Below are 12,265 nucleotides of genomic sequence, written 5' to 3' on the forward strand. Positions count from 1 at the left end.
GGGAAGTTGATGATGATATGCCGGAATTGCCGGAAATGGAGAATTACCGCAGGCTGCTCAGCCAGCATATAATAAATGTCCCGATTACGGGCGTTACCGTAAACCGGGAGAAGACGATCAATATGGAGACAGAGGCCTTCGTCCAGGGGCTTGTTGGTGCCCGGGTAGTCTATGTGGAGCGGCGGGCCAAGCATATACTCTTTCACCTGCATGACGGCCGCCGGCTGCTGCTGCACCTGATGCTGGGCGGAATCTTGTATTACGGCCCCGAAGAGGAACGTCCGGACCGCAGCACTCAAGTGGAGCTTGTCTTTGGCGACCGGATTCTGTACTTTATGGGGCTGCGTCTCGGGTATTTGCATCTGCTGTCGGTCAAAGAAGGCGAAGCGGCAATGGGCAAGCTCGGGCCCGAGCTGCTGGACCGCAGAATGAACGCGGAGCGCTTTGCGGCACTGCTGAAGGGGCGGCGCGGCTCACTCAAGAGCCTGCTGGTTAATCAGCAGGTCATGGCAGGCATCGGCAATTGCTACGCCGACGAGATCGCCTATGAGGCGCGGCTGCTGCCGTCTGCCCAGGTACAGAACCTGACACCGGAGGCAGTAGCGCGGCTCTATGACAGCGTACGTAAGGTGTTGACTGAAGCGACGGACATTGGCGGCTACATGGAAATGCCGTTTATGGCTGGCGATACGGTAACGGGAACTTACAATGACCGGTGCAAGGTGTATGACCGCGAAGGCGAGCCGTGCCTGCGCGGCGGGGGAACGATTGTGAAGACAGAGCTGTCCGGACGCAAGGTATTCTATTGTCCGGATTGCCAGCATGAAGGATAGCCCCCGCATCGGGGCGCATGTCAGCATCCGCGGCGGTTACGGGCGCGCAGCCCGTTTCGCCTGGGAGAGCGGAGCGGCATGCTTTCAGTATTTTCCGAAGAATCCGCGAAGCCTGCAGCTCAAGACAGTCGACTACCGCGATGCTGAGGAATGCGCCGCATACTGCCGCGAGAAGAGCCTGCTTTCCATTGCCCACACACCGTATCCGACGAATCTGGCGGCCGGGGCAGGCGGAGCTGCGGGACGGGAAGTCATGGTAGCCTCACTGGTTAATGATCTGGAGATTGCCGGGGCCTGCGGCTCGCTGGGCATTGTCGTGCATTTCGGGCATTTCGGCGGCCTCGAGCCGTTACAAGGCTATCAGAATATTATACAATGTATAAATGAAACGCTGAGCCGCTACAGCGGCAAGGCGAAGCTGCTGATAGAGAATCAGGCCGGTAATCAGGGCAGTGAAGGCCGCACGCTGGAAGAACTGGTGAAGATCCGCGAGCTCAGCAGAGATCCGGAGCGGATCGGCTTTTGTTTTGACACCTGCCATGCCTTCGCAGCAGGAATCTGGAATCCGCAGGACAGCGGCCGATTTCTGGAGCGGGGCCGGGAGCTCGGTTACTGGGACTCTCTCGTTGCGGTCCATCTGAACGATTCGCTGTACCGGTTCGCTTCGCGCAAGGACAGGCATGCGGGGATTGGACAAGGCATGATCGGTGAGGAGCACCTGCGTGAGCTGCTGTCTGCTGCACCTTTTCAAGGCAAGGCTGCTGCGCTGGAAACCGCAAAGGGGCCGGATGGAACACATCGCCGGGAAATAGCCCTCGTCCAAAATTGGTTTGAAGGTGGGAAGAACGGTGATTAATGTTTTCATGGATGATCTGCGGAAAGCACCGCCGGGCTTCATACTGGCGAAGAGTGCGGAGGAGTGCCTGCTGCTGCTGCGGGAATGCGAGATTGAGGTGCTGTCGCTGGATTATGACATGGGATACGGCAATGACGACGGGTTAGAGATTGCCAAGCGGATGGTGCTGGAGCGCCTGTACCCGCAGGAAATTGCGCTGCATACCTCAAGTGCGCGGGGACGCAGGGAAATGTTCGAAGTTCTGTACCCGGCAATTCCGCCGGAAACGAAGCTGCATAATGGTCCGCTTTCAGCCGGCAGGCTGAACCAGCTGGCGGAGAGACGCGGATGAAAGAGCTGAATGAGAGGCAACTGCTTGAAGTGATGGAGAGCGATAGCCGGGCGCTGGTTGCGTTCCTGTACACACCGTTCTGCGGGACGTGCAAGGCGGCCGGCCGTATGCTTGAGGTAGCGGAGCATATGCTTACGGGTGAAGCTGAATTTGTTGCCGGCAATGTGAATATGATGCCTGTTCTCGTGAACCGGTACCGGATTACGAGTGTGCCTGCGTTGCTGGTGCTGCCTGCAAACCGCAGCGACGGAGTGCAGATCTGGTATCGGATGGGTTCTGTGGAGCAGGTGCTGCAATACATAAGGAGTGTGACCTCATAATGATATCTTTGGAGCATCTTACCCTGCGCAGAGAGCAAAGCCTGATCCTGGACGATGTGTCACTGGAGATGAAACCCGGTGAGAACTGGGTTGTTCTCGGCAGAAACGGCTCGGGGAAGACCACCATTCTGGAGATGATGACCGGCTACCTGTTTCCCAGCAGCGGCTCGGTCACCGTCCTTGGGTATAAATACGGCGAATGCGATGTGCGCGAGGTCCGCAAGGAAATCGGGTACATCGGTCCTTCTTTGATGGAAAAGCTGTCACTGAGCGATCCTGTCTGGGAGGTTGTAGCCACAGGGGCGTATGCTTACCTGAGGTTCTATCAGAGGATTCCTGCGGACGTGAAGGCGAAGGCGCTGGCACTGCTGGATGAAATGAATCTGGGCGGGCTTGCCTTCCATGCCTTTGGGACATTGTCACAGGGAGAGCGCAAGAAAGCGATGCTGGCGCGCTGCCTGATGGCTGATCCGAAGCTGCTCATTATGGATGAGCCTTGCGCCGGACTGGATCTCTATGAACGGGAGAAAATGCTGGCGGAGGTCAACCGGTTAAAGAACCGCAATGTCTCCGTTGTTTATGTCACCCATCATGTGGAAGAGATCGTACCGCTCTTTACCCATGTGGCGCTGATCAAGGACGGCAAGCTGGCCGGCTCGGGACCGAAAACGGAGGTTCTGACCAAGGAAATGCTCCGGGAGACCTTCGATGTGCCGGTAGAAGTGGAATGGGACGGAGGCCGTCCCTGGATTAAAATCAGACCTGGAGGCCAATGATTTGAATGAGATAACAGAAGAAGCTTTCGTGCAGGAGGACGGCATGCCCGGTCCGGCGGAAGCAAGCGTTCAGTCCAGATATATATGCACGGCGAACCATGGATTTGCGCCGTACGCCCAGGAGGAGCTGCGCCGCTTGTTCGGGTCGGTGAAGAGTACGCTGCTCGCCCCGGGCGAGATATTCCTGGCCACACTGGAAGCTGAGTCCGGAGAGGTGTCGCAGCGATTGGCGGAGCAGCCGCCGGTCTTCCTGCGCCATATTCAGCCGGTACAGTTTCAGGATGTGGGCGAGCCTGGCGCCCTGGAACGTCTGGCAACCTACCTCAGCCGCCGCAAGGAGCTGGAGGGAGCGCGCGCAGCACTGCATGTGCGTAAGGGCGCCGGCTCGTTCTGGACGGAGAGTCCGGGGGAGCTGCGGGAGTGGCTCCAGGACCAGCTGGAGGGACTGGGGGCCGAATTTACCGTACAGGAGCCGGCCTGGGTCATCTCTGTCTATGCAGACAGGGATGCGCTGTATGCCGGCATCTCCAGGCCGGAGGATAACCTGTCGGATTGGAACGGGGGCATGATCCGTTTCCGGAAGGAGGACGGGCAGATTTCCCGGGCCAAATTCAAGCTGATGGAGGCGGAGAAGGAGTTCGCCATTCCGTTTGCGGGCTTCCGGAATGCTCTGGATATCGGAGCTTCACCAGGCGGCTGGACCTCGTTCCTGCTGGAGCGCGGGTTAAGCGTGACCGCGGTTGACCCGGCGCTGATGCATGAGACGCTCCGCAATCATCCGCGGCTGAAGATCCTCCGCAAAAATGCCGGCGAGGTCAAATTCCGGGACAATGAATTCGATCTGCTGGTCTGCGATATGAGCTGGAGTCCGAAGCTGATGGCGAAGCTGGTCAACGGGCTTCTGTACAGCCTAGCGCCCGGCGGCACAGCGGTGGTTACGGTCAAGCTGATGCATAAGAAGCCGATGGCGGTCATTAAGGAAATCATCGCGCTGTTCGAGGATAACCGGATGCAGGTGCAGCGGGCCAAGCAGCTGTTCCATAATCGGGATGAAATTACCCTTTATATGATTAAGTATTGAACCGGAAATCTGAAATTTCATAGCCATTTTATCAGGGAAAGCATCCCGCAAGTGACAGCCACCGGCGTAACGCCGGTGCGCTGCCAGAACTTGCGTGCGGCTTTCTTTTTTTGTGCAGGCAAATTAGCGTATTGGAGGACATGATAATGAAGTTCCCGACCCAATTAACAACCGGTTCCTTATTTCAGGACAGGTACCGGATCATCTCGCTCATCGGCTCAGGCGGAATGAGCCGGGTCTATTTAGCCGAGGATTTGCGGCTGCCGGGTAAATACTGGGCGATCAAGGAGAGTGTGGCCAACCCGCAGCTCTCCGGAGATGTGCAAGCAGAAGCTGAGCTGCTGATAGCCCTGAGCCATCCGCATCTGCCGCGGATTACTGATTTTTATCCCCCGGACACGGCGGGGTATTGTTACCTGGTCATGGATTACATTGAAGGCGTTACATTGGAGGAGTATACGAGGTCTTGCGGCGGTCCGCTGCCGGCACAGGAGATCATCCGCCATGCGTTCTCGCTGCTGGAGGTTCTGGATTATCTGCACTGCCGTCGACCCCCGGTTATTTATCGTGACCTGAAGCCGGGGAATGTCATGCTCACCGGAGACGGACACCTGATGCTGATTGATTTTGGCATTGCCCGCAGCTACAAGCATGAGGGTGAGGAAGATACCGTGAAGCTGGGAACGGTCGGTTTTGCGGCACCCGAGCAGTTTGGTAGCGGGCAAAGCGGTCCGGCGACGGACTTATACGGCCTTGGCGCTCTGATGCTGTATATGGCCTCCGGAGGGAAATGGAGCCATTGGCAGCCGGGGCTGGAGTCCAGGCTGGACAGGAGGCTTCCGTCTCGGCTTATACCGGTTATCCGCAAGCTGCTGCGGCATCATCCGGAGGAACGCTATCAATCCGCCCGGGAAGTACAGATGGCGATGGATGGGCTTCGTGCGCATAACTCCAGCCCGAAAGGGGGCTTACATGAGGAAATTAACAGTCACCAGCCTTCGACGGTAGCAACAGGACACCGGCCTTTTGTTGTCGGTGTACTCGGGATTGCTCCCGGCCTTGGTACTACATTCACCTCGTTTGCTGCCGCACGTTATCTGACGCGCAGCGGTTCTGTATCTTGGTTGGAATGGAATCCGGAAGGCACTGTCTACAATCGTATGGCCGGTCTGCTGGAAGGATCGGTTCCGGCGGGAGGGCGCCTGATCCGCAAGGGCGTTGAGCTCTGGCCCTGCCTGTCCGGGCACGGCAGGGGGCCGGGTTTATCCGAGCAGAATATTTTCACAGTATTGGATATGGGCACCGGCAACTCTGAACAAGCTTTGCAGCAGTTTGCCGCCTGTGATGTCCGGGTACTGGTGGCTTCCGGCGCCGACTGGAGACTGGAGGAACTGCTGCGCTGGCTGCAGCATAGCGGAATCCAGGCCGATTCCCGTCTGCGGATCGCTCTTCCGCTGGCTGACCGCAGGACGGAGTCGCTGCTGCAGGAAGCTCTGCCAAGGGCCGGGGTATACGCTGTGCCGCCGTCTGCCGATCCATTCACCGGCTCCGGTATTCTTGGGAAGGCAATGGGACGGCTGTTTACCGGTATACCGGGCATCCGCCGGACCCGGTTTGCCAAGGCGAACGGGCGCCTATAACTGGCATGAAAGCGACAATTCGCTATTCCGGTCAAGCGCTTACGTATGCTACAATAAATCATTGTAAATTTAGAGTGATCCGGGGAGAGCGGGCTTGGCCGCATCCCCGGTTTTTAGCATAGGGGGCGACTAACACGATGAGTCAGGTACATAGAGAAGATAAGGATGGGGCTGCTGTCCAAGCCGGAGATGGCCGGTACTCGCGCCAGGTCCGGTTCAGTCCGTTCGGAGCGGAAGGCCAGGCGGGCCTCGCCCGCTCCGCTGTCTTGATAGTCGGGGCGGGGGCGCTCGGTACAGGAATTGCCGAGACCTTAACGCGGTGTGGAGTAGGGCGGATCATCATAGCGGACCGGGATTATGTGGAGTGGAGCAATCTGCAGCGCCAGCAGTTGTATAGCGAGGAGGATGCCCGCTTAAGATTACCGAAGGCGGCTGCTGCCAAGAACAGATTGACGGACATCAATTCCGAAATTGTAATTGAAGCCCATGTCGCCGATGTGCGGGCGGAAGAGCTGGAGAGCCTGTTGCCCGGTGTGAACCTGATCCTTGACGGAACGGATAATTTCGACACCAGGCTGATTATTAACGATATCGCCCAGAAGCACCGCATTCCCTGGATATACGGGGCCTGCGTGGGCAGCTACGGCATCACCTATACGATTCTGCCGGGAGAGACGCCGTGCCTGAATTGCCTGCTCGGCACCATTCCGCTCGGCGGCGATACCTGTGATACGGCGGGCATTCTGCCGCAGGCAGTGCAGCTGGTGACCGCCAATATGACCGCTGAAGCGCTGAAGCTGCTCGGCGGCCGCCGCGAGCAGCTGCGAGGCAAGCTGCTGAGCTTCGACGTCTGGCGCAACGAGCATCAGGAGATCGGCGTGATGGCGGCGAAGAAGGCGGATTGTCCCTCCTGCGGGAGCCATCCCGTATATCCGTATCTCAGTGCGGCCAATACGGAGCGCAGCGATGTGCTGTGCGGCCGGGATACGGTGCAGATCCGGCCTGCGCGGAGGCAGAGCCTGAATCTGCAGGAGACGGCGCTTCGTCTCTCCCGTCTGAGCGCCGGCAAGGTAGAGAGCAATCCCTACCTGGTCTCATTCACCGAAGAGCCGCTGCGAATGGTGATTTTTGCCGACGGACGGGCCTTGGTTCACGGGACAAGTGACATCGCGGCGGCCCGCAGCTTCTACCACCGCTATTTTGGATAATCTCATAGCTCCGGCAGTGTGAGCGAACGGCCATTCTCAGGAATGGCCGTTTACATTTACGGGAAATCTATGGGCAGCTTGTGATCCCCCTCAAGGGAGCCGGCTAAGGCGAGGGAGGCGGAGAAGATGAACGAAGTGATTGCTTGGTACAAGCCGGAGAGCAGGATGGAGAACGGGGCGGCGGATGATGCCGATGGTCCCCTGCACGAAGCGCTGCAGGAGCTGGGCCTGCAGACGGCAGCAAGCGCAGATCTCGAGGATCTGCGCTTGCTGCTGGCCGGCATGACGCCGATATTGCTCCTCGCCGAGCTGACGGAGATCAGCACATGGGAAGGCTGGGACCTGATTGCGGAAATCAGGGGGCAAGGAAGCTTTTATCCGGTGATGGTCCTGTCCGGAAATAAGAATAGCGGTGATGAAGCCGTTGCGGTGTTTAAAGCGGGTGGCAATGACTATATGGCGAAGCCAGTACATACCGGTGAATTTCGCTGCAGAATACTGAATCTGCTGAGGCTGACAGGACGCCGCCGCGGTCAGGAAGCGCTGCTGAAGGTGGACGGTCTGCTGCTGGATCCCGGGCGGCGGCTGTGCAGCCGCGACGGGACTCAGCTGACGCTGACCCCTAAAGAGTTCGATCTGCTGTACTATCTCGCAGCCCATCTGGAGCAGGTCTGCCCCAGGGAGGAGATCCTTAAGCATGTCTGGGGATACCATTTTCATGCGGATACCAATGTAGTGGACGTCTATATCAGACATATCCGCGCCAAAGTGGATAAAGGGCACCGAAATAAGTTAATTCATACGGTGCGGGGAACCGGATATGTAATGCGGGCGCCGCAGGGCGGCGCCACATGCTGATCGCTCTACCAGCATTAGAATGCCTGCTGTTACTCTAGAGTGCCTACAGTACGCGGCGTGCCTTCAGATAAGTCCGTTTCCAGTTTCCTGAGTTCAGATCAGAGATAGTTACACCGGGCGAACCGTAAGTGTGAAGAATTTTACCGTTTCCGGCGTATACAGCCACATGGGTAACGTTCTTGCCGTTGGCTCTGCTGCCGCTGGAGAAGAACACCAGATCGCCTACGCGCAGATTAGCTTTGGATACTGCAGTTCCAACTTTCGATTGCGCCACAGAAGTACGCGGCAGATTGACGCCGTATTTGGCGAAGATATATTTAGTGAAGGAAGAGCAGTCAAAATTTCTGGTTGTCGAAGTCGATGCTCCGAATTTATATGGTGTTCCCAGATATTTTTTGCCGAAGGAAACGATGCTGGATGCTTTAGAGGTTGCGCTCACAGATGCGGCAGCAACGGGTGCCGTGCCGGCTCCGGTCGCCATCAGCGTGCCTAGTCCGATCGTAGTGCACATTCCGACCACGATTGCTTGCTTCAACCATTGTTGCTTGTTCATGTTGTATATACCTCCCAGGTTTGTATCTATCTTTCTTTTGTCTTGCTCTGATTCGTAGTATAGCAGGTATTTCATTCCCTAAATTATGGCTGGGACAGCTCAAACCCGCGCTGTGACTGAGTTGGAAGCGTTATATTAAAATTCTATTAAAAGTTACAAAATATTAATATTTAACCTAAATTTCATAACAAAAAAGCGTGGAAACCCTTGTGGGACAAGGGGATTCCACGCTTTTTGCGTTTGAATCAAAGGTTACAGAGCTGTTGTTTTGCCCGGGACGAAAAGGGCTAATCCTTGCTCTGAATGATCAGCAGCAATCCGCTCTCAATCTTGACTGTGCCCTGAGGCTCTGCGAGCCGGTTGCTGACCGCCAGCGACTGCCCCAGCTTCAGGGTTGCATTCTCCAGCGGGTACTGGAAGCCTTCAAGGGTGATACCGGTCACCTCAGGCGTCAATGGCAATAAAGATACGTATGTATATCCCCGTTCCGGCACCACGGCCGTCGACCCGGTCAGCGTAATATAATTGTGGCAGTCCATTGCAGCGCAATGGACTTGCCGCTGCAGCGCACGGGTCATCATCTGGATGCTCGCCAGCGTATGATCGAGTCTCGTTCCGGTGACTCCGGCCATCAGTATGGATTCCGGCTGTCTGTCCAGAGCGAGGTCAAGGGCCAGCTCGCTGTCGGTCAGATCCTTGTCGACGGGATCGCAGGCCAGCATTTCCCGGCTGCCCTCCCGGATCAGATCCAGTGCATCGGGCGGGATGGAGTCGAAGTCGCCTACCGCCAAATCCGGTGTAATTCCGTGGGAGATCAGGAACAGGGCTCCCCGGTCGGCACCGATAATAAAATCTTCTTCATCTATATACTGAAGCAGATCCTGTGTCAGACTGCCACCGGCAACAATCACAACGCGTCCTGCAGGCATGAAGCGTTCCTCCTTATTTATCTGTGTCTTTTGTCATCCAGACCAGTATAATCTTTATCGAAAAGTTGTACAATCCGGCTGTGGACGCTAAAATAAATATAGTACGTTCCCTAGAGGAAACGTACTGCTCGAATTCATACTGAATAAGCAACCGCTGGAGGTGAGATTGATCGTCAGTGTATTGTTTGTCTGTCTGGGCAATATTTGCCGCTCTCCGATGGCAGAGGCGGTGCTGCGCCACAAGATCGCCGAGAAAGGTCTTGAGCAGCAGATTACGGTAGATTCTGCAGGTACAGGCGACTGGCATATCGGCAAGGCTCCCCATGAAGGGACCCGTCGTATTCTGGACGCAAGCGGAATCAGCTATGAGAATATGGCTGCCAGAATGGTGAGAAGCAGCGATTTCATGCAGTTCGACTACATAATTTGCATGGACCAGTCCAACGGGGCCAATGTCCGGAAGGTACAGGGCGGGGAAGAGGCGGAGCTGCTCTTTTTCATGGATCTGTTGCCGGATGAAGAGCTGCGCGAGGTACCGGACCCTTATTTTACCGGTAATTTCGAGCAGGTATATGAACTTGTTAATGCCGGATGCGATGTATTGCTGGAGCGGATAATCCGTGAGCATCTGGAATAGCAGAAGATGACTGAGAGGAAATGCTGCTTACCCGGCTCCTGTCCGGAACCATCCCGGATGTTCGAAGCCGGATAGGCAATCTGTCGTAATGAAAGCGCAATCAGCGTGCAGTTGGAGCTTTGTTCTAACTTTGTTCACTTTTTGGGCCGAAAGTCATGTTTCAACGGTCAAAAAAATAGAGTAATGATTCCGGGAGCTCTTTTTGCCAAAATCCCCAGAGATGTTTGCCGTCTTTCTCCCGGTAGTCTACGGACGCTCCGCGGCTTTCCAGCAAATCTCTGGTCTCGCGGTTCATTTGTACGAAATCGTAAACGCCTGTGTCCGTCTGGTATTCGGTTTCCTGCAGCCCGACCACCATGTTGATGTCGAGCCAGGACAAATCGTCCTCACGGGCGATAAGCTCACGGGATTGCGGGTAATAGGCTCCGGAAAGGCTGAGTACCCGGCTGAAGAGTCCGGGATAAGCCAGTGCGATATGCAGGGACACACTGCCGCCGAGCGAGTCGCCGGCGATGAGCCGCTCACCGGGGGTGCGCCGGACCGGATAATTGTGTTCAATATAGGGAATAATCTCTTCGGCAAAGCATGCAAGGTACTGCTTGAAGCGGCTGCCGAAGGGAGCATACTCTTCCGTCCGCACAGCGACATTAACTTCGACGCCCACTATAATGAAGGGTTCGATACCATGCTCGGCAATCAGCTGGCCGGCGATGGTGGCGATCCGCCCGAAGTTGAAGAATTCCTCGCCGTCCTGGCAGTAGATCACCGGATAAGATGAAGCTTCATTATAGCCCGGCGGGAGATAGATGCGCAGCTTGCGCTCCTCGTGCAGATGCTCGCTCCAAATGGTTTGCTTTACAATGGTCCGTTTCAGAAAAACAGGTTCGCTCATTGTTGAATCGTCACCTTTCTTGTCGAATTTTGCTTTGCTTTTTGCGTATTCTGTAGCGTCGGAGAATTGTTGCAGTGCCAGCGGCAATGTGTTAAATATCATTTACTCGCTTCGAAAACAATAAACTGTTATATATAAATTAAATACCTGTTATACATACAAAAATGTTGAGAACATAAATTTTATGCGTAATTCTTTGACGGATTGTATAAAACAGGTGTATAATAATTCTATAACAGAGCCCACTGATATTCAAATATTTTTATTGAGGTGAAGATGATGACTAAAGTTCCTTATGAAGTGTATACAGAGGACGTGGAGGCCCTTTCGGTCCTTTCCTCCGATGGAGAAGTGATCAACAAGGACAAGATGCCTGCACTTACCGATGATCAACTGAAAGAAATCATGTACCGTATGGTATTTACCCGTACTTGGGACGACCGTGCCGTTAACCTTGGCCGCCAAGGACGTCTGGGCTTCTACGCGCCGGTATCCGGCCAGGAAGCGACGATGATCGGCAGTGAGTTCGCACTGCAGAAAGAAGACTTTATCTGCCCGGGCTACCGCGATATTCCGCAGCTGGTATGGCACGGACTTCCATTATATCAGGCTTTCCTGTACTCCCGCGGACATCAGCATGGTGGACAGATTCCGGACGGCGTCAACGTATTGATGCCGCAGATCATCATCGGCGCGCAGATCCTGCATGCTACCGGGATTGCCATGGGCTTCAAATTGAAGAAGCAACAGAACGTAGCGATCACCTACACCGGTGACGGCGGCTCTTCCGAAGGCGACTTCTACGAAGGCATGAACTTTGCCGGACGCTTCAAATTGCCGGTAATCTTCTTTGTTCAAAATAACGGCTATGCGATTACCACTCCGTTCTCGAAGCAGACAGCCGCCAAATCCATCGCGCACAAAGCGGTGTCGGTCGGAATTCCGGGGATCAAGGTTGACGGGATGGACGTGTTCGCCGTAATCTCCGCCGTGCAGGAAGCTGCCGAACGCGCCCGTAAAGGCGAAGGTGCTACACTGATCGAGGCTGTGACTTACCGTTTCCGTCCTCACTCCCTTTCCGACGATGCCTCCAAGTATCGTACTAAAGAGGAAGAGGGCCAATGGAACGAGAAGGACCCGATTGCCCGTCTGGCTAAATACCTGGAAAAGAAAGGTCTTTGGACCGATGAAGATACACAGCGCGTAAGAGAAGAAGCTAAGGCGACTGTGAACGAGCAGATCAAGAAAGCGGAGCAAACGGAAAAAATGACGATTTCGGGTTTGATCGACAGCATGTTCGAGTCGACTCCGAAGCATCTGGAAGAGCAAAAAGCCGATTTTGAATAAGGGG

14 protein-coding genes are annotated in these 12,265 nt (G+C 55.4%); 11 read left to right on the forward strand and 3 right to left on the reverse strand.

Annotated features, from left to right (window positions below):
* Window positions 1-17: 17 nt before the first annotated feature.
* From F1379_RS07540 to F1379_RS07580, 9 genes are all read left to right on the forward strand, one after another.
* Entirely contained in the window at window positions 18-833 is an 816-nt protein-coding gene (locus tag F1379_RS07540; protein ID WP_150268050.1) for an Fpg/Nei family DNA glycosylase, read from the forward strand.
* The gene (locus F1379_RS07545; RefSeq protein ID WP_150268052.1) at window positions 823-1,689 is read left to right on the forward strand and encodes a deoxyribonuclease IV; all 867 of its coding nucleotides are present in this window, start codon (window positions 823-825) and stop codon (window positions 1,687-1,689) included. The genes F1379_RS07540 and F1379_RS07545 overlap by 11 nt, the downstream gene beginning before the upstream one ends.
* Entirely contained in the window at window positions 1,682-2,020 is a 339-nt protein-coding gene (locus F1379_RS07550) for a cyclic-phosphate processing receiver domain-containing protein (protein WP_150268054.1), read from the forward strand. Before F1379_RS07545 ends, F1379_RS07550 begins: the two co-directional genes overlap by 8 nt.
* Window positions 2,017-2,340 carry a thioredoxin family protein gene (locus F1379_RS07555; protein WP_150268056.1) on the forward strand — a complete coding sequence of 108 codons (324 nt, stop codon included), beginning with the start codon at window positions 2,017-2,019 and terminating at the stop codon, window positions 2,338-2,340. The genes F1379_RS07550 and F1379_RS07555 overlap by 4 nt, the downstream gene beginning before the upstream one ends.
* On the forward strand, window positions 2,340-3,116 hold the full coding sequence (locus F1379_RS07560) for an ABC transporter ATP-binding protein (RefSeq protein WP_150268058.1): 777 nt from the start codon (window positions 2,340-2,342) through the stop codon (window positions 3,114-3,116). The genes F1379_RS07555 and F1379_RS07560 overlap by 1 nt, the downstream gene beginning before the upstream one ends.
* Before the next feature lie 43 nt (window positions 3,117-3,159).
* Window positions 3,160-4,197, forward strand: a complete 1,038-nt coding sequence (locus tag F1379_RS07565; protein WP_150268140.1) for an SAM-dependent methyltransferase — start codon at window positions 3,160-3,162, stop codon at window positions 4,195-4,197.
* A gap of 146 nt (window positions 4,198-4,343) precedes the next feature.
* Window positions 4,344-5,837, forward strand: coding sequence for a serine/threonine-protein kinase (locus F1379_RS07570; RefSeq protein ID WP_162551095.1), 1,494 nt, complete (start codon window positions 4,344-4,346; stop codon window positions 5,835-5,837).
* Window positions 5,838-5,974: 137 nt separating this feature from the next.
* Window positions 5,975-7,045, forward strand: coding sequence for a ThiF family adenylyltransferase (locus F1379_RS07575; protein WP_150268062.1), 1,071 nt, complete (start codon window positions 5,975-5,977; stop codon window positions 7,043-7,045).
* Between the two features lie 126 nt (window positions 7,046-7,171).
* The gene (locus tag F1379_RS07580; protein ID WP_150268064.1) at window positions 7,172-7,903 is read left to right on the forward strand and encodes a response regulator transcription factor; all 732 of its coding nucleotides are present in this window, start codon (window positions 7,172-7,174) and stop codon (window positions 7,901-7,903) included.
* A gap of 43 nt (window positions 7,904-7,946) precedes the next feature.
* On the opposite strand, the gene F1379_RS07585 is transcribed toward F1379_RS07580, so the two are convergent.
* Entirely contained in the window at window positions 7,947-8,456 is a 510-nt protein-coding gene (locus tag F1379_RS07585) for a C40 family peptidase (protein ID WP_150268066.1), read from the reverse strand.
* A 287-nt stretch (window positions 8,457-8,743) separates the two neighbouring features.
* The gene (locus tag F1379_RS07590) at window positions 8,744-9,385 is read right to left on the reverse strand and encodes a thiamine diphosphokinase (RefSeq protein ID WP_150268069.1); all 642 of its coding nucleotides are present in this window, start codon (window positions 9,383-9,385) and stop codon (window positions 8,744-8,746) included.
* A gap of 169 nt (window positions 9,386-9,554) precedes the next feature.
* On the opposite strand from F1379_RS07590, the gene F1379_RS07595 reads away from it, so the two are divergent.
* Window positions 9,555-10,022: a low molecular weight protein-tyrosine-phosphatase gene (locus F1379_RS07595; RefSeq protein WP_150268142.1), complete on the forward strand. Its 468-nt coding sequence runs from the start codon at window positions 9,555-9,557 to the stop codon at window positions 10,020-10,022.
* 160 nt (window positions 10,023-10,182) lie between these two features.
* Here F1379_RS07595 and F1379_RS07600 read toward each other — a convergent pair whose 3' ends face one another.
* On the reverse strand, window positions 10,183-10,914 hold the full coding sequence (locus tag F1379_RS07600) for an alpha/beta hydrolase (RefSeq protein ID WP_150268070.1): 732 nt from the start codon (window positions 10,912-10,914) through the stop codon (window positions 10,183-10,185).
* A 279-nt stretch (window positions 10,915-11,193) separates the two neighbouring features.
* Between F1379_RS07600 and pdhA the strand changes: the two genes are divergently transcribed.
* Window positions 11,194-12,261 carry a pyruvate dehydrogenase (acetyl-transferring) E1 component subunit alpha gene (gene pdhA / locus F1379_RS07605; protein ID WP_150268072.1) on the forward strand — a complete coding sequence of 356 codons (1,068 nt, stop codon included), beginning with the start codon at window positions 11,194-11,196 and terminating at the stop codon, window positions 12,259-12,261.
* Window positions 12,262-12,265 lie beyond the last annotated feature (4 nt).

Source organism: Paenibacillus tepidiphilus, from assembly GCF_008635795.1.
GTDB lineage: Bacteria > Bacillota > Bacilli > Paenibacillales > Paenibacillaceae > Paenibacillus_AQ > Paenibacillus_AQ tepidiphilus.

Coding starts and splice junctions, on each gene's coding strand:
- F1379_RS07590 (WP_150268069.1), bottom strand. CDS start 9,385: ATGCCTGCAGGACGCGTTGTGATTGTTGCCGGTGGCAGTCTGACACAG.
- F1379_RS07555 (WP_150268056.1), top strand. CDS start 2,017: ATGAAAGAGCTGAATGAGAGGCAACTGCTTGAAGTGATGGAGAGCGAT.
- pdhA (WP_150268072.1), top strand. CDS start 11,194: ATGACTAAAGTTCCTTATGAAGTGTATACAGAGGACGTGGAGGCCCTT.
- F1379_RS07600 (WP_150268070.1), bottom strand. CDS start 10,914: ATGAGCGAACCTGTTTTTCTGAAACGGACCATTGTAAAGCAAACCATT.
- F1379_RS07560 (WP_150268058.1), top strand. CDS start 2,340: ATGATATCTTTGGAGCATCTTACCCTGCGCAGAGAGCAAAGCCTGATC.
- F1379_RS07565 (WP_150268140.1), top strand. CDS start 3,160: ATGCCCGGTCCGGCGGAAGCAAGCGTTCAGTCCAGATATATATGCACG.
- F1379_RS07580 (WP_150268064.1), top strand. CDS start 7,172: ATGAACGAAGTGATTGCTTGGTACAAGCCGGAGAGCAGGATGGAGAAC.
- F1379_RS07585 (WP_150268066.1), bottom strand. CDS start 8,456: ATGAACAAGCAACAATGGTTGAAGCAAGCAATCGTGGTCGGAATGTGC.
- F1379_RS07545 (WP_150268052.1), top strand. CDS start 823: ATGAAGGATAGCCCCCGCATCGGGGCGCATGTCAGCATCCGCGGCGGT.
- F1379_RS07575 (WP_150268062.1), top strand. CDS start 5,975: ATGAGTCAGGTACATAGAGAAGATAAGGATGGGGCTGCTGTCCAAGCC.
- F1379_RS07540 (WP_150268050.1), top strand. CDS start 18: ATGCCGGAATTGCCGGAAATGGAGAATTACCGCAGGCTGCTCAGCCAG.
- F1379_RS07570 (WP_162551095.1), top strand. CDS start 4,344: ATGAAGTTCCCGACCCAATTAACAACCGGTTCCTTATTTCAGGACAGG.